20 protein-coding genes are annotated in these 22,592 nt (G+C 47.0%); 6 read left to right on the top strand and 14 right to left on the bottom strand.

All coding sequences use genetic code 11. The annotated features are described in order from the left end of the window. Window positions 1–40 precede the first annotated feature (40 nt). The 8 genes from flhB to O3C58_09040 form a co-directional block, all read right to left on the bottom strand. Complete coding sequence (gene flhB / locus O3C58_09075; protein ID MDA0692006.1) at window positions 41–1,114, bottom strand: flagellar biosynthesis protein FlhB; 1,074 nt, start codon at window positions 1,112–1,114, stop codon at window positions 41–43. A 226-nt stretch (window positions 1,115–1,340) separates the two neighbouring features. Then, a complete protein-coding gene (gene fliR / locus O3C58_09070; protein MDA0692005.1) occupies window positions 1,341–2,117 on the bottom strand; it encodes a flagellar biosynthetic protein FliR in 777 nt (258 codons plus the stop codon). Beyond that, window positions 2,117–2,386: a flagellar biosynthesis protein FliQ gene (fliQ, locus tag O3C58_09065; GenBank protein MDA0692004.1), complete on the bottom strand. Its 270-nt coding sequence runs from the start codon at window positions 2,384–2,386 to the stop codon at window positions 2,117–2,119. The genes fliR and fliQ overlap by 1 nt, the downstream gene beginning before the upstream one ends. Window positions 2,387–2,396: 10 nt before the next feature. Then, window positions 2,397–3,158 carry a flagellar type III secretion system pore protein FliP gene (fliP, locus tag O3C58_09060; protein MDA0692003.1) on the bottom strand — a complete coding sequence of 254 codons (762 nt, stop codon included), beginning with the start codon at window positions 3,156–3,158 and terminating at the stop codon, window positions 2,397–2,399. Then, window positions 3,158–4,291, bottom strand: a complete 1,134-nt coding sequence (fliO, locus tag O3C58_09055; protein MDA0692002.1) for a flagellar biosynthetic protein FliO — start codon at window positions 4,289–4,291, stop codon at window positions 3,158–3,160. The genes fliP and fliO overlap by 1 nt, the downstream gene beginning before the upstream one ends. 392 nt (window positions 4,292–4,683) lie before the next feature. Further along, window positions 4,684–5,058 (bottom strand): flagellar motor switch protein FliN, encoded by a 375-nt coding sequence (fliN, locus tag O3C58_09050; GenBank protein MDA0692001.1) that lies wholly within the window; start codon window positions 5,056–5,058, stop codon window positions 4,684–4,686. Between the two features lie 4 nt (window positions 5,059–5,062). Further along, window positions 5,063–6,043, bottom strand: coding sequence for a flagellar motor switch protein FliM (gene fliM, locus O3C58_09045; protein ID MDA0692000.1), 981 nt, complete (start codon window positions 6,041–6,043; stop codon window positions 5,063–5,065). 106 nt (window positions 6,044–6,149) lie between these two features. Beyond that, window positions 6,150–6,662 (bottom strand): flagellar basal body-associated FliL family protein, encoded by a 513-nt coding sequence (locus O3C58_09040; protein ID MDA0691999.1) that lies wholly within the window; start codon window positions 6,660–6,662, stop codon window positions 6,150–6,152. 824 nt (window positions 6,663–7,486) lie between these two features. On the opposite strand from O3C58_09040, the gene O3C58_09035 reads away from it, so the two are divergent. The 4 genes from O3C58_09035 to O3C58_09020 all read left to right on the top strand — a co-directional run bounded on the left by O3C58_09035 (window position 7,487) and on the right by O3C58_09020 (window position 12,006). After that, window positions 7,487–8,731: an ammonium transporter gene (locus tag O3C58_09035; protein MDA0691998.1), complete on the top strand. Its 1,245-nt coding sequence runs from the start codon at window positions 7,487–7,489 to the stop codon at window positions 8,729–8,731. A 210-nt stretch (window positions 8,732–8,941) separates the two neighbouring features. After that, window positions 8,942–10,111, top strand: coding sequence for an outer membrane beta-barrel protein (locus tag O3C58_09030; protein ID MDA0691997.1), 1,170 nt, complete (start codon window positions 8,942–8,944; stop codon window positions 10,109–10,111). Window positions 10,112–10,626: 515 nt separating this feature from the next. After that, window positions 10,627–11,661 carry a low-specificity L-threonine aldolase gene (gene ltaE, locus O3C58_09025; GenBank protein MDA0691996.1) on the top strand — a complete coding sequence of 345 codons (1,035 nt, stop codon included), beginning with the start codon at window positions 10,627–10,629 and terminating at the stop codon, window positions 11,659–11,661. 105 nt (window positions 11,662–11,766) lie between these two features. Further along, complete coding sequence (locus O3C58_09020) at window positions 11,767–12,006, top strand: DNA-directed RNA polymerase subunit omega (GenBank protein ID MDA0691995.1); 240 nt, start codon at window positions 11,767–11,769, stop codon at window positions 12,004–12,006. Window positions 12,007–12,141: 135 nt separating this feature from the next. Here O3C58_09020 and O3C58_09015 read toward each other — a convergent pair whose 3' ends face one another. The 6 genes from O3C58_09015 to O3C58_08990 all read right to left on the bottom strand — a co-directional run bounded on the left by O3C58_09015 (window position 12,142) and on the right by O3C58_08990 (window position 20,797). After that, complete coding sequence (locus tag O3C58_09015) at window positions 12,142–13,863, bottom strand: c-type cytochrome (GenBank protein MDA0691994.1); 1,722 nt, start codon at window positions 13,861–13,863, stop codon at window positions 12,142–12,144. 66 nt (window positions 13,864–13,929) lie between these two features. Then, entirely contained in the window at window positions 13,930–14,934 is a 1,005-nt protein-coding gene (locus O3C58_09010) for a cytochrome c (protein MDA0691993.1), read from the bottom strand. A 17-nt stretch (window positions 14,935–14,951) separates the two neighbouring features. Further along, window positions 14,952–16,304 carry a cytochrome C gene (locus O3C58_09005; protein MDA0691992.1) on the bottom strand — a complete coding sequence of 451 codons (1,353 nt, stop codon included), beginning with the start codon at window positions 16,302–16,304 and terminating at the stop codon, window positions 14,952–14,954. 68 nt (window positions 16,305–16,372) lie between these two features. Next, window positions 16,373–18,346, bottom strand: coding sequence for a cytochrome ubiquinol oxidase subunit I (locus O3C58_09000; protein ID MDA0691991.1), 1,974 nt, complete (start codon window positions 18,344–18,346; stop codon window positions 16,373–16,375). Between the two features lie 482 nt (window positions 18,347–18,828). Beyond that, window positions 18,829–20,112, bottom strand: a complete 1,284-nt coding sequence (gene hisD, locus O3C58_08995) for a histidinol dehydrogenase (GenBank protein MDA0691990.1) — start codon at window positions 20,110–20,112, stop codon at window positions 18,829–18,831. After that, window positions 20,099–20,797 carry a TIGR04282 family arsenosugar biosynthesis glycosyltransferase gene (locus O3C58_08990; protein ID MDA0691989.1) on the bottom strand — a complete coding sequence of 233 codons (699 nt, stop codon included), beginning with the start codon at window positions 20,795–20,797 and terminating at the stop codon, window positions 20,099–20,101. The genes hisD and O3C58_08990 overlap by 14 nt, the downstream gene beginning before the upstream one ends. A gap of 215 nt (window positions 20,798–21,012) precedes the next feature. On the opposite strand from O3C58_08990, the gene O3C58_08985 reads away from it, so the two are divergent. Together O3C58_08985 and waaC are read left to right on the top strand one after the other, a co-directional pair. After that, complete coding sequence (locus tag O3C58_08985) at window positions 21,013–21,477, top strand: phosphatase PAP2 family protein (protein ID MDA0691988.1); 465 nt, start codon at window positions 21,013–21,015, stop codon at window positions 21,475–21,477. Window positions 21,478–21,491: 14 nt separating this feature from the next. Further along, on the top strand, window positions 21,492–22,577 hold the full coding sequence (waaC, locus tag O3C58_08980; protein ID MDA0691987.1) for a lipopolysaccharide heptosyltransferase I: 1,086 nt from the start codon (window positions 21,492–21,494) through the stop codon (window positions 22,575–22,577). Window positions 22,578–22,592: the final 15 nt, after the last annotated feature.

The following is a 22,592-nucleotide window of genomic DNA, read 5'->3' as shown; positions in this document are numbered from 1 at the left end:
AGTTTCCATTTTCAGATTGAGTTATTTTTTACATCCACTTTTAAAGGTTGGATTTTCCTTTTAAGCGGTACACATAAGCCAGAATTTCCGCAACAGCCTTATACAGGCTGGCGGGGATCAATTGCCCCACTTCCACCGTCTTGTGAAGAACCCGGGCCAGAGGCTTGTCCTCCACGATTGGAATGCCATGCTCCTCGGCAATGGAGCGGATTCTTTGTGCGATGGCTCCGGCTCCTTTCGCCACCAGAATGGGGGCCGCGTATTTATCGATATCATATTTGATGGCTATGGCAAGGTGCGTCGGGTTGGTGACCACAACATCCGCTTGGGGAACGGCGCTCATCATTCGCTTGCGAGCCATCTCCATTTGAGCGCGGCGAATCCTTTGTTTGATCTGTGGATTGCCATCCGTTTCCTTTCTTTCATCCTTCACCTCCTGCTTGCTCATGCGCAGGTTTTCCATATAGGTGTATTTTTGAAATAAATAATCCACCAGGGCAAGAAAAATCATGACCAGCAACACCTTGATCATAATTTCCAGGGACACTTTCCCCAGAAATATCAAAATCTGCCCCACTTCGAAATGCATTAAAGGAGGAATTTCATCCCAATGCCCCTTTATGGTTTGATAAGCAATGACCGAAACGATAAAAACTTTGAAGAGAGATTTTAAAAGCTCCATCAAAGAGTTTTTCGAAAATATTCTGCCAAACCCTTTGAGAGGGTTCAGCTTGTTAAACTTTGGGATGAGAGGATGCGTTGAGATTTTCAACCCACGGGTTTGAATGAGGTTGGCAATGATGCCCGCGATCATAATTGTAAAAAGAATAGGGCTTAAAATAAAAAAGGTGCTTTTCATGACCAGAACAAACGCCTTGTACAATTCCTCTGTGGTCAACTGAAAGACATGCGCTTCAGACAAGAGCGCACGCCACAAGACCATCATTTTCAATGGCCCTTGTTGCCCCACAGCATAAAGGGAGAGCGTCGCCCCCAATAGAATGAAGGACGAGGTCAGTTCCTTGCTGAGCGCAAAGTTGCCCTTGCCCTCCGCATCCGTGACGCGCTTGCTCGATGCCTCTTCGGTTTTTTGGTCTTTGTTTTCTTCTGCCACTTTTCTTTTCTAAACCTTTAAAAGGGAAACCCTAAATTATAGACATTTATCGATTCCTTCATTTACAAACTCTCAATATAGAGAGCAAAAGAACAGAACATAGCCCCTCATCCCAGCCTTCTCCCCAAAGGGGAGAAGGAGATTCGTCCTCTCCCCCTTTGAGGGAGAGGATTCAGGTGAGGGGGATATTGGTTCTTTTCCATGTTTTGTAAACATTCCCTAAAGTTTAAAATGTCCGCATCAAGGTAGCCAGCCTGGCAGGCAACTCTGCTATCTGGTTTTGCAAAACAACACTGAAAAAAGGCAGGAACAGACCGACCATGACCAATCCCACACCGATTTGCAGGGGAAACCCAACAATAAAAACGTTCATCTGTGGAACGGTTCGGGCCACAAGCCCCAGACCCACGCTCAAAAAAAACAAAATGGCCATGATGGGAGCAGAGATTTTGATTGCGACCAGAAACATTGATGCAAAAATTTTCAAGATAAACTCTGGAGTCACATCCGAAAAATCCACAAGGGCCGGATTGATCAACTCAAAACTTTGCACCACCGCGCCAATGATAAAATGGTGCGCATCGGCGGCCAAAAAAATCAGGATCGCAAGAATATTATTAAACTGCGCAGTAACGGATACCTGCGCCTGGGTTTGAGGGTCGATGACGTTGACCACACCAAATCCCATTTGAAAATCCACCACGGTTCCTGCAAGCTGCACGGCGGTGAATATAAGGCGCACTGCAAAAGAGATGGCCAGACCAATCGCCGCATCGGTCGCCAAGTGAATCGCAAAATCGAACACTCCCAGGGGTTCGGGCAAGGACTGAGACTTCACCATGGGAAAAATCAATAGGCTGAAGCCCAGAGCCAACCCAACTTTCAGCCGTGGAGGAACCTGTGCACTCCCCAAAATGGGGGCAAACAGGATAATCGCCACTACCCTGGAAAATACGAAAAAAAAAGATTCCAACTGGGAAAAGTTAAAATTCAGAATGTCCATTACTGGATGAATTCAGGGAAGTTGATCAGAATATTCGACGTGAAACTCATCATGGTCTGCAACAACCAGGGGAAAAAAAGTATCATCGCGAAAAAAACTGCCAGAATCTTCGGAATAAAGGTCAGGGTCAGCTCCTGAATGGAGGTGACCGCCTGAAAGATAGAAACCAAAAGACCTGTCACTAACCCAAACCCCAGCATGGGGGCGGACAATAGCAAGGTGGTTTTCATGCTGTCCATCGCGAAATCGATGATAAATGCCTGTGTCATGATTCTCTCTCTAGCTGAAACTCTTCATTAAGGACCCGACCGTCAAATACCAGCCATCCACCATGACAAACAGCATCAGCTTGAACGGCAGGGATATCAAAACGGGGGGAAGCATCATCATACCCATGGATAGCAAAATACTGGCGACCACCATATCCAGGATAAGAAATGGAATGTAGATCAAAAACCCTATCTGAAATGCAGTCTTTAATTCGCTGATAATAAAAGCAGGGATCAGGGTGCTCATGGCGACATCTTCAGATTTTTCCGGTCTCGTGCCATCAACAAGATTGACAAACAGGGACAAATCTTTTTCCCGCGTTTGCTTGAGCATGAATTTTTTCAGAGGAATTTCAGCCTGTTTTAAAGCATCCAATTGTGACATTTCTTCTGCCATATAGGGTTGTAATGCCCGGACATTGATTTCGTCCCAAATAGGACTCATCACGAAAAAGGTTAGAAACATGCCCAGGCCAATCAACACCTGAGTGGGCGGCGTCTGCTGAGTCCCCATGGCCTGACGCAGAAAGCTCAGCACAATGATGATTCGCGAGAAAGCCGTCGTCATGATAAGAATTGAAGGAGCGAGGGCCAGAACGGTGAGCAGGATCAGAACTTGAAGGGCGCTGGATATTTTTGCGGGTTCGTTCACATCATCGATCCCCAACTGAATGCTGGGAAACGGAATGGCCCATCCATCAGAAACCGGCCAGGCCAGTGTAAGCCCCAGAACGACTGCCAATAAAAAAATAAACCATCGGCTTCTTTGCATCATAGCGCTTTGAGTTTTCCAAGGTTTTTCCGAATCAGCTCGGTCACCTCTTCTACCGACGACTTTTCTTTTTCAGAGGGGGCCCCGGAAAATTGTTTGAGGTAGTTTGCAAACTCACCCTGCGGTTTGCTAGGCTCGTTAATAGGCTCTGGAACGGGATCATTGCCTTTTTGTGGGTTCCAAAATTTTTTCCCGTTCATTTCTTTCCCGAAGGCTTTGATCTTTTCTATTTTTTCCTTATCCTGAATATGAGTGAGGAGAGAAATATTGTCGTTTGACGTTCCTAATACAAGAATCTCGCCCACCACTTCCACCAGGACAATATTTTTCTTGGGCCCCAAAAACCCCGTACCCAATACCCGCACGAACTTTTCATTGCCGCCAAAAATTGTATTTTTCAAAACAAACTTTTTGAATAAATAAAAGACCAGAAACATGAGCGCTAAGACCAGTGCAAACATGGTGAACGTTTTCACGGTGATGGAAACAGGGTCCATAGGCCCCCCGGAGTCGCGCTCTTTGTTCTCCTCAAAACGCAGGGACGGGGTCGAGGGGATTTTTTGCTCGGAAGATGCTACGGGTGCCGGGGATTCGGCTGCGACCTGATCCAAAATAAATCCCTTGTTATTTGCTTCCAAAAGATCGGGTAGGTTCTGGATTGTGCGTTCATCAGGCACCGGAAGGGTCTTCGTTTCCTGGACATTGGGAGGTTCCTCCCTGTTCGCGGCCCGCGTCAGAAACTCACTCAGCACATCCTCTTCCTTTTTAAAAAAGTGAAAAACCAGAGATCGCCCTTGATCCTCCACTTGAAAATTTTCTCGAAGATTGGGAAGTTGCTCGCCAAGCACGAATTGCAATTGCAAGGAGCCCGGATCGAGTTGCGACACAAAAATTTGCGGGATCCTGGAATCGCCTGTGTAATAAAAACGTTTTGTTGGGCGGACAAAGGCCCTGGGAACATTCACGCGAACGAATGTTCTATCGAAAACCGGTTTTCCTCTGTTTAAAACAGGTTCACTAAATTCAAACCGTACGGTCAACTTGCCTTCGCTTAATTCTGAGGAAACACCCTGTAATAAGTTTTCACTTGCAGAGCTTGCAGACCCTATCTCTGGAGGAAAAAACAAAATCATGAGGAAAAAAACCCATTTTATCCCTTTGCACTTTTCTTGCATGACTGGTGGAAGGCCGATTTAAGCGGCGTTGTAGTGTCAAAAAAAACTCATAAACTTACTTAAATGTTTTAAGTGCAAGGGCTATACCGAATCGTAACAAAAATGGAGTGGCAGAATCGGAGCGACTTTCTTATTCCGTTTAGTTTAAGAAAATCAGATAGTTTGGTTTTTCGGAAGGACGAAGAAATTTGTTTTTTTTAAAGTTCCAGACTTTAAAAAATTTTCATTTTATGATGGAAAGACGGGATTATGACGGAGGTACTTAGAGAGAAGGAAGGAAAGTTGGGCGGTACGGATAAACAAAATGAATCATAAATGGACGTGGTGGAAACTGCAGTCTTTTGTAAGGATCAGGCGAGTGACTGCACTCTTTCCATGGGAGTTATAATGTCTGTCAAGCGAACTCCGAATTTTTCATTGACGACCACGACCTCACCCCGGGCCACCAGTTTTTGGTTGATCAAAACCTCAAGCGGCTCTCCAACCAGCTTGGTCAATTCAATAACCGACCCCTGCCCCAGTTGCAGTAGATCGTTGATCAACATCTTGCTGCGCCCTAGTTCTACGGTCACGGTAAGAGGAATATCAAGAATCAGATCCAGGCTTTTGGCGCCCTGACCTTTCTCGTCCCTTCCCAGATCTTCTCCCGCTTCTTCATCGGCAGGAGGGGACCCGTCCTGATCTTTTACGGAATTTGTCTGATCCTTATCCAGATCATCTGCCATTTGCTTAGCTCTCCCTTTCTATGATTGTATCTACCTGGATCGCCTTGTTTCCCCTATAGACGCCTGGGTATCCCTTTATTTTCTCGATCCCTTCCACCTTCAAAGTCAAGGGTTCGGAAACATCCGCTGTGAGCATCAGAATATCACCCACTTTAAACTTGAGCAATTGACCGGGAGTGACCTGGGCTTTCCCCAATTCAGCAACCGCTTCAATTTCCGTATTCAACAATTCCAAGCGCATACGCTTGGCCCAAACCTGGTCCACCTCCATCTCCTCACTTTGAAATGAGGCCTTAAGCTTTGGCAGGATGGGTTCGATCGAAGCATAGGGAAGACAGATCGTCAGAGTTCCCGAAATAGTTTCCATTTCAATATCAAACAGTAAAACCAGTACCATATCGGAAGGCGGCACTATAGCGGCAAACTGCGGATTGACCTCCGAACGAACATAGGTGGTGGTCACCGGATGAACGGGCTTCCAGGCTTTTTCCAAATCTTCTAACGCATTCAGAACCACATTTTTTATCATCCGAATTTCAATGGCGCTGAAATCCCGTCCGGTAATTTTTGCCGCACTGGCCCCTGACCCGCCAAAAAAGTTATCGACAACTGAAAAAACCAGTTTACTTTCCACCACCAGTAATCCGTGGCCTCTAAAGGGTTCCATACGAAATATATGGAGACTCGATGGAACCGGAAGGGACCGTAAAAAATCTCCGAATTTAAGGGTGTCGGTGGACACAACACTCACATCTACGGATTTCCTCATCAGGGAAGAAAATGTTGACCGGAACAAACGGGAAAACATTTGATTTATGATATCCAGCGTTGGAAGACGTCCGCGTAGAATTTTCTCCTGGCTGGTCAGATCGTAAGGCGTGACTGCGGAAGTATCAACCGGCTCATCAGTCTCCGTCTCTACCTCACCGCCACCCACTCCTCTCAACAGAGCATCCACTTCGCTTTGTGATAAGACCTCGCCCATATTTTATCGACCTATTCCATAGATGTTCCTGACGTTGATTGCCCGCGTCTGGCCTGCGTAAACCCGGCAACCTGGATAATTAAAAAAAATGTTGTCCTTCATTGGCTCACTGAATGATGAATTCAGTAAAATAAGCCTCTTTGATGTGACCGAGAACCAGAAAGCGATTCACCCGCGTCGTGATTTCATCTTTCAGTTTGAACTTTCCCTGTACCGAGTAAACATCCTCAAAGTTTTTACTGCTCAAAAGAACCAGAATAGAGTCCGTAATTTTTTGCAGGTTCTCTTTAACTTCCACATGCACTTCCGGGGCGCTCAACTCAAGGGATACCGTTACCTTTAAAAATCTTTTTCCCTCACTTCCCGCCAGATTCACAACGAACGGGTCCAGAGGAAACATGACCCCAAGATTGGGCGCTTCTTGCTGAGCAGATTCCTTGGAAGCCACCGCCGCCGGGGCTTGCTCGTTAAAATAAGTTATATAGGCGTAATACCCACCGCCCCCAAGCGCCGATAAAACCACCAATAAAATGAAGATCATCTTAAGGGAGGACTTTTTTGCCGGAGCTTGATCGTCTATATCGACTTCGTCCAGAATATCTTCTCGTTGTTCAGCCATTCACAGCCCTCCCAAGGCCGATGGATACGTCTACTTCGTCTAAGGCTTTTAGTAGTCGATTCTTAACTTGGGGCAAGAGTCCCTTGAGCCGCTCTTCAATCCCCTTTGCCGTCCTTTTGAATTGCAATTTAAAACCCCTTATTGGCTGAATGTTCTAAGCCTTAAATTGCTTAACTGCACAAATAACCCAACATTTCAGGACAATACATTATCGGAGCAAAGAATGTGCCAATAGTGCTCATCTCCGAATGAAAAAAAATAACATTTTGATTTTTCAACAGTTAAACCTGAAGCAGGAGGAAGGGGTTCCCTGTATCTGTGAAACCTGCCAAATTCGGCAGTCATAATTTTGACAAACAATTCTAACATATTCAGAGAACCGATAAAGGCTTAATTCATAAATTATGGTGAGACCGTTGCCATCTTCAATTTTTCTGTCTCATTGTGATGCATTTACCAATCGCTACTGCCCGATTTCTCAGCAAAGCACGGATACAAAATTTCTACTCGCTAGGAGACCAAAATCCCTTGCATAAAATAACATCTTAAAAATTAAAAGGTTAAGGGTTTTTTCATAAAAAAAATGGTTCTCCTTCCCCTTGGCACAGGAATTGAAAACTATAAGAAATAATAGATGAACAAATCGTTGGGATGAATCCCTCCTGGCGATGAAGTCAATGGTTTCGAAGCAAGTAAAGAAAAAAGTGTTGTGGAGATCGTAATGAGTATCAACACACCAAACAGGTGCAACTTATAAAGGGAGGCCGCGTTTCATGAAAATCAAACATCAAGGGCATCGGATAGCCATTGCGCTTTTAATCCTGATGGCGTGTTCTCCAGTACCCCTGGCAGGAGCCGAAGAGGCGGCAAAGATCAATTATGCGGACACGGCATGGATCATGATTTCCTCGGCGCTTGTGATGCTCATGCTTCCAGGCCTGGCTCTTTTCTATGGGGGCATGGTCCGAAGAAAAAATGTTCTGGGAACTCTGATGCACAGCTTTGTGCCCCTGGGAGTCATAACGGTTCAATGGGTCCTCATTGGATATTCTTTGTCCTTTGGAGAGGATATTGGAAGTTTCGTCGGAAACCTGGATAAGGCTTTTTTAAGTGGCATCAGTTATACCGACCTCAGTGGAACCATCCCTGAATATTTATTTTGTATGTTTCAATTGATGTTCGCAATCATCACCGTCGCTCTCATCAGTGGAGGCATGGCCGAACGTGTGAAGTTCAACTCTTATATTATCTTTATTTTTGTCTGGTCGACCCTGGTTTATGACCCTATCTGCCATTGGGTATGGGGCGGTGGCTGGTTGAGCGACCTGGGAGTGTTTGATTTTGCGGGCGGAACAGTGGTCCATATTTCTTCAGGCGTCGCCGGTCTGTCTGCCGCTTTAGTTCTTAAAAAACGGCGCGGATTCCCTGGCAAACTGATGATTCCTCACAGCCTGCCCTTTACTCTTCTCGGTGCAGGTCTTCTTTGGTTCGGATGGTTTGGTTTCAATGCCGGAAGCGCACTGGCCGCAAATGAAATCGCAGTCCTGGCATTCACCAATACTCAGGTAGCAACAGGCGCAGGTCTGCTTGGCTGGGTGGTCATGGAGTTTTATAAAGCTGGCAAAGCCAGCGCCCTGGGAGCGGCTTCGGGAATTGTTGCCGGTTTGGTCGCGATCACCCCGGCGGCCGGGTTCGTGGAACCTTTGTGGGCCATGGTCATCGGATTTGCCGCCGGGGTCTTTTGCTACGGCGCCGTCATCTTGAAAGTCAAAATGGGCTATGACGATTCCCTGGACGCTTTCGGGATTCATGGCATTGGCGGAGCGTGGGGCGCCCTGGCCACAGGGCTGTTTGTCACAGTGGGCGGAACGGGGCTTTTAGCAGGAAATTTAAAACAGGTAGGAGTTCAAATCATTGGCATCGCGGCGGCGGCGGCCTACTCGTTCGTTGTTACTTTTGTGATTGTTACCGTTATAGATAAAACCATCGGGTTCCGTGTCAATGATGAAGATGAAGAAATGGGACTCGACACCACTCAACATGGAGAAACGGGTTACAACCTGGTTTAATTATTAATAAGTATGTTATAATCAGTTAAGATTTGAATCATAATTTTTTGCACTCAGTTTTTTACCTCTAACTGCCAGTATAAATTGGCGGTTTGATTTAAGTATCGGATAACCAAATTATTTGATTGACATTTTATCCTAATAAAAATAATGTCTGCATTCACCAACAGTTCGAGATACTGTTTCGATTCGCCTAAAAAGGAGGAGAGGATGAAAAGATTCACCGCTAAATGTATATTGCTCTTGCTCGGTTTCACCTTATTGGCAGGGCCCGCTCAAGCCACTGATGTTTCTCTTAAGGTATTGGAGGGTGTTGAAATGCATGCCTTTGCCTCCTCATCCTACACTTTCAATTTCAATCAACCCACCCAGCGTGCGCCCAATTCGGCGACCAACGTCAATCGGGTTTATGACAAGGACCATAACAGTTTCAAATTCGATGTCGGCGAGTTGGTGTTTCTAAAGGACACCCCGAAGTCTGGAGACGTCGGATTCCGAACAGATCTCACGTATGGCTTCAGTCAGCCCGAAGTCAACCAGTCCGCCGACGATACAGGAGATACGCAATCCCACCAGTTCGATGTTCAGCAGGGTTTTGTTTCATATAAAGCCCCCATTGGGTCCGGCCTGCAGCTGGACTTTGGAAAATTCAACACCCATATCGGCGCTGAAGTGATGGATGGTTACGATGGCTGGAACTACAACTTTTCCCGGTCGTGGTTGTTTAGTTTCGGTCCCTTCACCCACACCGGCCTTCGCGCCTCGTACACCATCAACGATATGATCAGCGTCCTGGGCATGGTCGCCAACGGCTGGGATAACACGGTCGAAAATAATGATGGCAAATCCGTGGGAGCGCAGATTGCCATCACTCCCAATGATAGCGTTTCCCTATTGCTCAATTGGGTGTCAGGACCAGAAACAATTGGAAATCAGGCCTCGTTTTCCAACGATGTAACCAATCTTTTCGATGCCGTCCTGGATGTCAAGTTGACCAACAACACCCTGGCGCAAATAAATTTGGCTTATGGGATACAGGCCAACGGCGCGGCTGGTACGAGAGGAGACGCGGAATGGTGGGGGATATCCACTATCGTCCGCCACGACTACAATAAATGGTTTTCGATCAATTTAAGAGGCCAAGTCTTTAATGACCTGGACGGAACACGAGCCACTACGGCGGCAACCCTGCCTACGGGACAAGGTCAGGAGCTCTGGGCAGTCACCCTGACTCCGGAAGTCCGAATCAATCAAAATTTGGTCGTGCGGGCGGAATACCGGCATGACCAGTCCAACCAAAAGGCCTTTTGGGGTAGCGGTGCCGGAGATACGCGAAAAACTCAGGACACGGTTGCTCTCAACGCATTATTTTATTTCTAAAACGCAATCGCTTTAATCGATAAAAATCAGGCCAGGCGGTTTTTCCGTCTGGCCTTTTTTATTCCCCCACCCTGTGCTTTTTATCCAACCCAACTTCCATTGAGCATTTAGGTTTCACCTGCCGAGCAAACCCTGTAAAATAGTTGAAGATTAATCTCCCTTTTTCTGTGCCCTCATGCTCACTCAAGATCAAAATACAATCATATATCTGATGTTCCTAAACGGAATTCTTTTTCTGGGTTTGAACTTCATCGCCTATTCACTGGTTTTTCCCGGTCCCAAGGGTTCCAAAAGACTAGGGTATATTTTGATCTTCTCGTTTATTCTGGTTTTTGCAACACAATTTGAATATAGAGCACTGCTTTTGTTTGATTTCCAACCGGGACAAGTCCAAAAGATTCTTTTGTTTGGGATGATATTTCCCGTATTCTTGATTTCCATCGTTTATTACCGAATTAAAAGGAATCATCTGGAAAAGAAAAAGCGCCCGTCAACCGCACCGCATCAGGAACAAAATGAAACCGATTGACCTCAGAAGCGATACCCTGACTCAGCCAACAAAGGCCATGCGCGAAGCTATGGCCAAGGCAGATGTGGGAGATGACGTTTTCAGAGAAGATCCAACCGTCAATAAACTTGAAGAGAAAGCGGCGGAGATAACAGGGAAAGAAGCGGCGCTGTTCGTACCCAGTGGAACGATGGGGAACTTAATATCCATTCTGGCGCACTGCGCAAGAGGCGATGAAATCATTCTTGGAGACCGCAGTCACATCTTCCTGAATGAAGTCGGGGGAGTTTCTGCTCTGGGAGGGGTCCACCCGTATATCGTCTCAAATTCTGAAGACGGAACCTTGCCGTTGGATAAAATTGAAAAAGCGGTGAGACATTCCGATCTCCACTACCCTCCCACCCGTCTGATCTGTCTGGAAAACACCCACAACTATTGTCAAGGTTCGCCGTTAACGCCTGCCTATATGGAAGAGGTGGCTGATTTAGCAAGCAGACATTCGTTGAAAATTCATCTGGATGGGGCCCGGGTCTTCAACGCGGCAATCGCGTTAAATACTGAAGTGTCTGTCCTGGCTCGCCATGTGGATTCGGTCATGTTCTGTCTTTCAAAGGGACTGTCAGCACCCGTAGGGTCGCTTGTATGCGGTACCGAGGAGTTTGCCCGCAAGGCCAGAAAACTTCGTAAAATGGTCGGCGGAGGGATGCGACAGGCCGGTCACCTGGCAGCAGCAGGCCTCGTTGCTCTGGAAAACCAGATCAACGAGCTAAAAAAAGACCATCAACTCACCCAGGAACTCGCCCAAGGCCTGGAAAATATCGTGGGAATTGAATTAAACCTGCACCAAATTAAAACAAACATTATATTTTTTAAATTGAACCACCCCGTGATGACCCCTGATAGCTTTATAAACACCCTTGATTTCAGGGGAGTTAAAATACTGATGATCGAACCGGGTATTTTTCGCGCCGTGCTCCATAGAGAAATATCGTCAGAGCAGGTTAAAAAAGTTGTATATACTATCCGAGATCTACTTGTTTGACCGATAAAGATAAGGCGATTAAAGGCTTAGGGTTTGACACCGCTCTCACAAAACCATAAAATGCAGGTAGATTTGCAACTCAATCTTTAAACCGGGAGAAATTTTGTGTTAACACTGGATTTTCAGGAGAATAACGAATTAACCCGCAGGGCGCTCGAGGTTGTAAAGAGCCGGTACCTGTTATGCATTCTTGTCTCTCAAAGGGTTCACCAGCTCGAAAAAGGCGCCCAACCCACCATTGAGGTGGATGCGTCTGAGTATTCTTCTCCAAAATATTTCTTCTCCCTGGCTCTAAAGGAAATCATTGAAGGAAATATGGATCTGGAACAAACTGTAGAGGAATAATATCACCTAATTCCCTCCTTATCCACAAGGGGCCACTTCCTCAGGTTGTTCCCAACCTATTTTCTCCTTAAAATAAAAACAAAAAAAAAGCCCGCCTTTCGGCGGGCTTTTCATATTCACTTCTATCACGACATATTATTCAGGAATAATATCTCGTCTAACTTTACCCTCGTCGTACATCCTTCGAGTCCGTTTGGTCATCCACACCAACCAGCCCTGCAGACCGATGAAAACAACGGCCATGATCGGAGGCATGTAGTACAACGAATCGGGCAGAGGCGGCTCCAAAATGGTGTAATACCAGGTTGAAATAGCCATGTGCTCATCCTTCTCCTTATCAACACCCGCCCACTGCAAAAAAGAAACGGGAATGAAGGTCTCAGTTGGGATCTGTACGTCAAACTCTCCTTCAGTCTTCAAGGATCGTCTCAGCATCACCCTGACTTTACCTTGTTGAAAAAGAGAATCCACAATCTCCACCTGACCGCCTTTTTTCACTTCCAAAGCTTCAATGCCATGTCCAACTATTTCCTGGACACTGCCTTTAACTTGATACCCCTTTGCATTAGGAGCGTTGGTCGGAGTGTAATCCTGTACCATCAAATTCGCCTTCCAGATATCAACGGGTTTTTTGGAATCGCCATTGATAAAGTAAGGCTTTTCAGCTCCAAAGAGATCTTGAAGTTTGGCTGGCCACTGCATGGCAACCGCATCCGGATATTCAGGGTCGGTAGACATGAAGCGCAGGTGATACTCTAACAGGTAATAAACCGCATTATCCTCAGCACTCCATCGGGAAGACACCCAAAGATTATCCGTTTTGGGATCAAAGTTTCTTTTTCCCCGGGTAATCTGGCCCGCCATCGCGATGTAATGCTTTTTTGGGTTGTCCTTAAACTCTTTTGCCCAGGGTTTGATGCTCGGATCATCATCTGGAATATACCAGGAAGGATCGTCAATCTTGGGAACAACTTTCCCTTCAGTGTATTTGGAACTGATGAGAAAATCCGGAATCGGCTTGCTCGTCAAGTTGTCTATTTTCTTTCTTGGACAAAGAGAGTTAACAAAAGCCGCCAGCTTCCACCGGTCTTCAACCGTAATACGATCTTTGAAGTTCGGCATCGGCGTGCCATTCAACCCTGTGGAAACAGTTCGCACCACATTGAAAGGATCGTAATGGTTCCGTCGGCTACCACGGAAGTTCCAGCATTGCTGCCAATTTGCGGCAACAATCGGGAAACCCCAATCATCTTTCATAGTTGGGTTACCATCGCCGCGACCTTCACCACCATGACACTCAAAGCATTTATTCTTGGTAAAAATTTCTTTGCCTTGATCAATGGCTTCCTGCGGTATCCCTAAATGATAAGGGGCTTTGGTGCCCCAGGGATTGGTGCCAAAATCCTGAACGTTCACAGTATCATCCGCATCATCAAAACTCCGGTCCTGAACCAGAGTTTTAACAAAGTTGACAACCGCTACGATTTCATCGTCCGACAAAAACTCACCCCAGGCCGGCATTGCCGAACCCGGAAGACCGTTTTTGACGGTACGGATAAGATCATCTTCCAATGGAAGCTCGCCTGAGTCCGTGCGGCGAATCTTGAACGTACCCTGGATAAAGTTACGTGGGCGCGTAAATAAACGATCCGCAGAGGGACCATCGCCACCGCCCTCAACACCATGACACCAGACACAGCGTTTGTAATAGACTTTCTTACCCTTTTCCAGCAGTTCTTTTTTTACAGGGTCCGCCGGTTGCTCTGCCGCAACCGGGGATGCCAACAGGCAGAATGCTATCAGCATCACTCCCAGAAAGAACAACCGGCCAATGTTTATTTTTCTAATCTTATTCATAACACCTAGTTCCCTCTGTTTGAAGGTTGTTTGTGTTTATTACTTATTAAATGGTCCTTGGCCGGGTTAGTAGATGCCCTTTGGCTTGCCCTCTTTCTCCCATTGACCGACATAGTTCTCTTCCGTATCAAACGTCCTTGGATGCCATCCTGTGTACCAGTACTCGAAAAGGATGACCTTCCAAATCTCTTCTGTTGTCAAATGCTCTTCCCAAGGGGGCATTGCAGAAGACCACGGAGTTGATTCGTTCGGAAGCCCAGGGCCACCTTTTGAAACCCTCCAGAACAGAAAGGACTCTCTCAGCATGGCAATGGTACCAGGATCAATAAAGTTCGCCGGTGTCGGATTAAACACATGAGAGAACATTCCCAGCCCGTTGAGCTGATCCCCGTGACAGAAATGGCAGTTCTGAAAGAACACCGTTCCACCTTCGGTTACGTTTTTCATGTACTCATTTTTATCCGCATCCAGAAACGGGAAACTATCTTTATAATTATCCTGCTCGTCAACCCTGAAAGGATTTCTAGCGGATTCCAGGGTATACGTTTTCCCATGAACTTTGGTGGTTGCGGGAGGCGCAGGATGCACCGTCCGCAATTCAACAGGTTCTTCGAAAGCAGGATAGATAGCCTTGTAAGTTGCAAACCCAACCAGGACCGGCAACAAGACAAAAAGAACCATTCGCGCCAATTTGTATTCACCTGCAATGGTCTTGGCGATTGGCGCTCTAAATTCCCGGAAAGTATCCGCATCCTGACTGATGTAAAGGAATGTTCCGATTGACCACAACATCATATAAGTGATGAACAGGGTCCAGGGAATCGGTGGAAAAAGTATATATTTGTAAAAGTAGAAGCCCAGACACCAAACCACTAACGCATTCAGTGCGATCGGAGGCTTCAGCCGCAAAGTGATATTAACAAATATCAGGAATGCAGGGATTGTTAGATAATACACGTACCTGTTCAGGATCCAGCCGGGCTCTTTGGTTGTGAATATGGGAAACACCACATTATGAAACACCAGCAAACCACCAACAAATACGATGAAACTCATTAACGTTTTGTTCATCATTTTCTCCTATGTGATCAACCCTTTGGAGGGGCTTCTGTCTGGCTAATAAAATCAACGAGCTTATCCAGTGCTTCAACTGAAAGCATCTGCCCGAACGTTGTGGGCATCAGACCATCTGGAAAGGACTCGCCTGCTTCCTCATTGAAGACCACATAAGCGCCAGGGCTCAAAATAGACTCCCTGACATACTCCTTGGTATTCTTGGCCTTCCCCTTATAGTTTGAATCTTTGATTCTATTAGGGGCATTGGTTTTTTCATGGAGCTTGGGTCCGAGCTCTCCAACCGCTCCCTCAATTCCAGGGATGGTGTGGCAAAGCGGACAACCCAAGGTATTGATCATCTGATCCATGGACTCGTTCCCAGTCACGAATACCGGCTTATCGCCTTCTTCTGCAGGAGCGGCTTCCGCTGTAGCTCCACCACCAGTTGGCAGGGGAACAGTAATTTTCGCAAACTCACCAGGAGTGTCCTTAGATTGCAACCAGGCGATGACCGCATTCAACTCAACGGGAGTTAAACTGATCGGCGGCTTGTTGATAACAGGCATCGGACTTTTAGTGTCGCCATCCTTACCATAACCCGTCACAACGTAACAGGTAGGGCACATCAGGGATTCACGCAAATAATCTTCCCCTATCAAATCAGCACTTCCCGCTCTTCGGTACTCCGCAGGAATTTGATCGGGTTTCCCCTTAACAGTACCAGTGGCCGGCTCTGTCTCACCTATCGCAACAGGACTGGTTTTATACCTATCCTCTTTAATGCGGCCGTGACTCCGCTCTTCAACACCGAACAGATTCGGGCAACGACCTATGTTATCACCAGGATCAAACGTGTGACAAAGAGGACACTGACCTTTTCCGATCGACTTCTGACCCGCCACTTGCTTGGCACCCATAACAATGACACGGCCCATCTCAACATAGTCTTCCATGGTGAGATCTGCAGAGATTGCCGCCGCCTTCGGAGGCGGATCACTTCTTTGTTGAGGCAACCAGTTGGTGTAACCGGCGAGCAATACAGAAACCGTGCTCCAGAAGAAAAACGCTCTGACAATAGGTGGAGATTGAGCTTCGATTTGCTGGCTCTTGAAAAACACACCCCAGCACAGCAAAATTGCAAACACGGTTAATATTTGGTAATTAAAGAAGAAACTGATTTGCTCGACTTGCGTCAAATCGAACATATGCACAGTTTCAAAAAAACTTACCAGAGCCAAAACACCAAATATCCCCCCCCACAAGGTGGTGTTGACCCCCTCCCGTTCCCGGCAATGCTTGACCACATTACCGAAGACGAAGAGTGCGAAAAATGTGTACGCCATGGTCATATACGTCCACAAAATGTCATGCTGTTCAGGTAACATTCCTTACTCCTCTCCTTTTTTCCATCAAATTAAACTATTCAATCTAATTACTGAATATCCACTATATCTTACTGTTGCTGTTGAGCTGGAACTGGAATGCCCTCTGGCGCCTCTGCCTGTACTTTTTTGGCGGTCAAGCTGGCAATCCAGAAAACAATTATAAATTGTGTCCATACAAACAGCGTATTGAATGTCAGCATTTTTCCAGCCTCACCAATGGTCAGGGTATAGGCATCCACAGAGTTATCGCGAATAACCTCGGTCACATGCCAGAACAACCTTACGGCTGAGCGGATGTAGCCCATAAGCCCCATCAACCAGGTGAAGGAGATGGCCAGAAGGAAAATTGCGTAAGTTCCCACTTTGGACTGGGTTCCCCACTGAATTTCTCCATAGGACTCTGAATCCTTAAACATGGAAATATTAATGGCCGTCCCGACAAACAGCGTGGTCAGAGTGGTTGACACCTGAGGTACGGAGAGCCCTACCCGCACGTTAGCAGGAAGAAAATAACCATACACACCTAAGAAAACAATATTAGCGGCAGCGCCTACAAAAATCGCGGCGATCCAGCAATTGCCGATGGTTGCCCACGGCACGGTAATTTTCTTATTCGCTCTTTGATAAAGAAGGAAACATAAAATGGTCGTAACGATCATCAGGTTAACCGCAGTGTTTTTCGCCGACATAACCCCGAAATGCCCAACAATGGGATGCTGAGCCCCGCCCATGACCTTGAGCTCTGCAGGAGTCATAACGATGGTATGCGGAGTCATCCACATGGTGAAACATACGATCAACAACAGAATCATGTATTTTGCGTACTTCATATAACGGTGCGCCCCTTTGACGCGCGCCATCCCGTTATGCAGGTATGAGTTTGCGGCGAAGAAGAGCAGGCCGATCATAACCGCCTGAATGATGAAGAGCCAGGCCATGATTCCGCCCATCAGGGTGATACCCATCTGCTGACGGAAAGCATAAACCTCTTTCATCAACCAGTAGCCCGCGAAAGGCAGGGGAATCAAACCGAAGATACAGATAAACATCGCAACATAACAAACCCAGTCGTAATGCGCTCTTTCTTCTTCAGTTTTAGCTGTCAGATAGTGATAGGCCGCATACGCGCCAACGATACCACCACCAAAAACGATGTTACCGAGAATCCTGTGAACACCGACCGGATTCCACAAAGTGGAATGAATGACATGCCAGATGTTACCAAGGAACCTTCCCTGCTCATCGATACCACCGGGAGCCTGCATGAAAGTGGCCCATGAATTGGCCAGATACATCAAAACCGTACCGATGAGGTTCAATAAAACTGAAAGACTGCAATGAATCCATTTCAGAAAAGGATCGTCTTGCATCTTATCCCAACCGTAGTAATACACATACAGAACCCCACTCTCCGCCAAAAACATCAGAGCGTAGACATGCATTACAGGGCGGAAAACTCCAGCCATGTACTTGAAGAAACCAGGGAACAACGTAATAAAGGTAAAAAGAAGGATGCCACCCAGGATGGCGGTCCAGGAGTAAGCCGTCAAGCTGACCTTCATGAGATCGTGAGCCAGCCTGTCATACTTCCCAGCCATAACAGGATCTGATTCTCTTGAACGGATTCCAACGAACTCAATGAGCATACAGAAAATCGGCACCGCCAGAACGAAACTGCCAAAATACAGATGCTGCTGATTGGCAATCCAAAGAATCATCCGACTGGGTGCAAATTCATAATGATTGTAATCAGACTCGCCTAATTCAGGAGCCGGAAAACCACTTACAGGACCTTTCAGAGGATTGCCCTCATAGTCCTTGTAAAATACGTCCTGACCCCACTCAATTTCAGGCTCACCCTCTCCCTTAACTGCCTCTTCTGCCAGAACTTCCTGGGCAAAAGCCTTTTCGGCGAAAGCCTGCCCCGCATATGCTTCCTTCGCATACGCATCGGTCGCCAAACCGGGCAATAGATAGATGGCGAATGCCATAACCATTGCTAATGAAAATGCTGTGTATCTTCTCTTTTGTTTCCCCAACATGGTTTTAACCTCCTTTGGAATCCTAAGGACCCTTCAATAAAAAATATTTCGCGAAATCTACAAATCTATATGCAATTAAAAATTAAGAACATTTTTTATACTTATAAACCGATGCAAAAATACCTAAACCATTCTCTTAAGTGGGTGAGAAAAAATCACCGGCATTAACTCTCAATATTGGTGACCGTCACATTTAGCACAAAAAAACAAACCCAAAGCTCGCCCTTTGCCTGACAACACACCTCAAGGCAAACTCGGTTTTCAACTTATTTTAAAACTCTTAGCTTAAAAACCCGCAAAAAATAACCCTCGATTTTCAACTTTTTTTTAAGGATAAAATCTGCTTTTCCACCCGCCCAAGACAGCCTTCGGAAATCTATAAATTTTTGAATTATTTACCATAGGCAAAAAACCAAGTCAAGGTAAATCGAAATCCACGGGAATTATTAAAAACACGGGCTTTACCTGCTTGCAAAAACCGTTCATCCAACTCTTATTTTGACGGCTTCGGCATGAGCATCCAGGCTCTCCATTTCAGCCAATATCGTCAGCGAAGCAGCGCTTTTTTTCAAAGCTTCCTGAGAATAGCCAATCAAGCTGGTTCGCTTGATAAAATCATACGCTCCCAAAGGGGAAGAAAATCGTGCTGTGCCACTCGTGGGCAGTACATGGTTCGGTCCGGCAAGGTAATCTCCCATCGCCTCGGGAGTGAAGTGGCCAAGGAATATGGCTCCGGCATTCTTTATTCTTTTGGCCCAGAACTCGGGCTTATCTACCGCTAATTCAAGATGTTCCGGCGCGATGCGATTGGCAAGGTCGATGCCATCCTCCAAAGATGCCACCACCAGCAACCGGCAATGATTATCAAGGGAAGCCTTGATAATACCTCCCCTATCCCTTTGTTTTGTCTGTGTTTCTAGTTCTTCCACGACGGCCCTGGCAAGAGACTCCGAAGGCGTTACCAGAATCGGCACCGCTTCCTCATCATGTTCTGCCTGAGACAAAAGGTCCGCCGCCACGAAATCCGCTCTGGCGCTCTCATCGGCCACAATCAATATTTCGCTCGGTCCGGCGATCATGTCAATATCGACGACGCCGAAAACCATGCGCTTGGCGAGAGCCACATAGATGTTCCCCGGCCCGACAATTTTATCCACACGGGGAATGCTGGAGGTTCCAAAGGCCATAGCTCCAACGGCTTGCGCGCCGCCCACCTTAAAGATTTCCGTCACCCCCGCCAAATCAGCGGCGACCAGAACATGCGGGCTGAACTCTCCCTTGGGTGCCGGACTACACATGACCACACGCTCCACCCCGGCTACCTGTGCAGGAATAGCATTCATCAATACGGATGACGGGTACGATGCCTTCCCGCCGGGAACATAGATCCCTACAATTTCGAGAGGCCTAATTATTTGTCCGAGAAGTACATCGTCTTCACGATATTCCCAGGAGGACTGGACCTGGCGCTGATGAAACGCTCGAATATTCTTTGCGGCCAGCCTGAGGGCGTCAATTTGCTCAGGCTTTACCTGGCTGTAAGCTTGCTGAATTTCTTCAGGGGTCACTTGCAGGCGATCCATGGGCAAATCATGTTGATCGAAGCGATGGGTGTATTCCAGCAACGCTGAATCGCCCTTCTGCCTGACATCCTGCAGAATATTACGCACCGTCTCATCATGACTCATGAAATTCACGTTCGCCCGGTTCACCAGGGCATCGACCACAGCAATATAATCAGCATCTGTAAACTTATAAATTTTCATTGAGTTGTATATCCAAGCTTTTTAAAAATTCACCGGTTCCCCCGGTACTTTCCTGTCCCGATTGCTCTATCAGTTCCAGGTGCGTCTGCAAAAACTTTAAATCTTCAGGACGGTCCACATCGTACCAGGGAGGAAGCAGTTCCAGCGAACAGCCGGATTTTTTAACACGCTCCAGCGTTTGCGCCAATACCGCATCCGATCCCCAGGCAACATCCTCAAAAACATTCACCAGCTTCCCTGACATGCCTATCAGATAATAACCACCATCGGTGCTCGGGCCGATCGTCAAATCCTTTTCCGAACTCAATGCCTGTTCAATGTAATCTACCGGCAAAGACGGGCTGTCTGAACCGATGATGACCACCCGCTCGTATCCTTCCGCAAATCGCGCTTGAAAAGCATTGGCCATTTTTTCTCCCAGGTCATTACCTACCTGGGAAAATATCTCCAAAGCGCACTCATCTTTCAAACGGGAAAAAAAACCAGAAGCATCGGCAGGAGTTACACCTATGAAACGGTCTGCGGATTTCACGCGCCCGATTTTCTGGATACTGTCGTGCAAAAAATGGGTGTAGAGTTCAAAAATCGACTCCTCGCTCAGGAAGGGATGAAGACGGGTTTTCACCTGCCCCACCACCGGGTCCCTGGCGAAAAGGATGATAACTTTTGTTTGCGTTTTTGTCATTTTAAAAGTAAATCCCCTGGCAATTCACTGATGCCTTCTTCATTTCAAATATTTAGTGACCGACAAAGAGTTTGACTCGCTTTCACAAACCCCATAATATTTAGGTCCGTTTTATCAATTAAGTCCGAAGGAGGCGCATCATTTTATCCGATTGGGACAAGAATCTATTCTACTGGGTCAATTCGCATTTCCAAAATCCGATGATAGAGAAGTTTATGTCATTCATCTCTATCAAACAAAATTTTATTATCCCCGGAGCGATTGCAGTTATCCTTTTGCTCTGGGTCTATCGATTACGAGGGCTCGCCTGCCTGCTGGCGGGGGGAATCATGGTGGGGTTGAATGATTTCATCAGTCACAATTTTATCAAAGAGCTTGTGGCGCGGCCTCGCCCCTGCCACACACTACCCGATTTACAGCACATCACCAATTGCTCCAACAGCTTTTCCTTTCCATCCAACCACGCCAGCAATATGTTCACTGTGGCAACTGTGCTGAGCCTTTGCTTCAAAAACCTGGCCTTTTTGGCCTATACATTCGCCATCCTGGTGTGCTATTCCAGAGTTTACCTGGGAGTCCACTACCCTTTCGATGTCTTAGGCGGAGCCCTTTTGGGTATCGGAATGGGTGTCCTGGGGTATAAACTGTACAAAAAGTTTCGCAAATTCTTAAAGGCTTGAGACCCGATCCCCAAATGGCAGATCCCCGTAAAAAATTTTTATTCATCAAGGTGAGTTCATTGGGCGATGTCGTGCACGCCTTGCCCGCCTTGCGAACGCTTCGCGCCAATCATCCGCATTCGTATATTGCCTGGCTGGTGGAGGCGCCCTACCAGGATCTTCTATATAATAACCCGGATCTGGATGAAATCATCGTCATCCGCACCCGGCGCTGGCGTAAAAACTGGACTTTAAAAACGCTGGGCGAAATTTGGGCAACGGTTTCTCTATTGAGGAAACGCAGGTTTGATGTGGCGCTGGACCTGCAAGGGTTGATAAAAACGGGGTTGATTGCCCGCCTCTCTGGCGCACGCCAGCGCCTGGGCCTCAACCGGAAAAACTGTAAGGAGCCGTTGAACGCACTTTTCACCAATAGGAGAGCCGCTTTTATCGGTCCGAGAAACCACGTGGTGGACATTTACCTGAACCTGATTCGATTACTGGGAGACAACCAGCAAGCGCTGCAAACCCACCCTCTGGACGTTCCTGAGGGTACCAGCCTCCCTGTGGACCTGTTTTTCCAGGAGAATCCTGAAATCTCGGCGAAACCCATAGCCATCATAAACCCTGGGGCGGGTTTTCCAACCAAGCTCTGGAAACTGGAACGGTTCGCAAAACTGGCGGACCGCGTGGCTGAAGAGCTGGGGCTTTCTATATTGCTGGGCTGGGGTCCAGGAGAAAAAGGCATGGCGGAACAGATTGCCGATCAGATGCAGCAAAAATTCTGGATCGCTCCTAAGACATCCATTCAGGAGTCCATCGTTCTATTTCGTCATGCGGCTTTGATGATCAGTTGCGATTCCGGCCCGTTGCATCTGGCGGCGGCAATGGGCATTCCCACGGTTTCCATTTTCGGACCCACGGACCCAACACGCAACGGACCTTATGGGCCCAATCATCAAGTGGTCGTTAAGACCCTGCCGTGCAGTTTTTGCTGGAAGAAAGTGTGCCGCATTCAGACGCATGACTGCATGCAACAAATCGAAGTCGATGAGGTCTTTGAAACGGTCAAGAGCAGTGTCGCCAAATTTGTAAACGTGGCGGCTCCCGAAGTTAACTAAAACGCTTTAAATATG

The organism is Nitrospinota bacterium (genome assembly GCA_027619975.1).
GTDB lineage: Bacteria > Nitrospinota > Nitrospinia > Nitrospinales > VA-1 > JADFGI01.
This window is presented reverse-complemented; position numbering and strand designations above follow the sequence as displayed.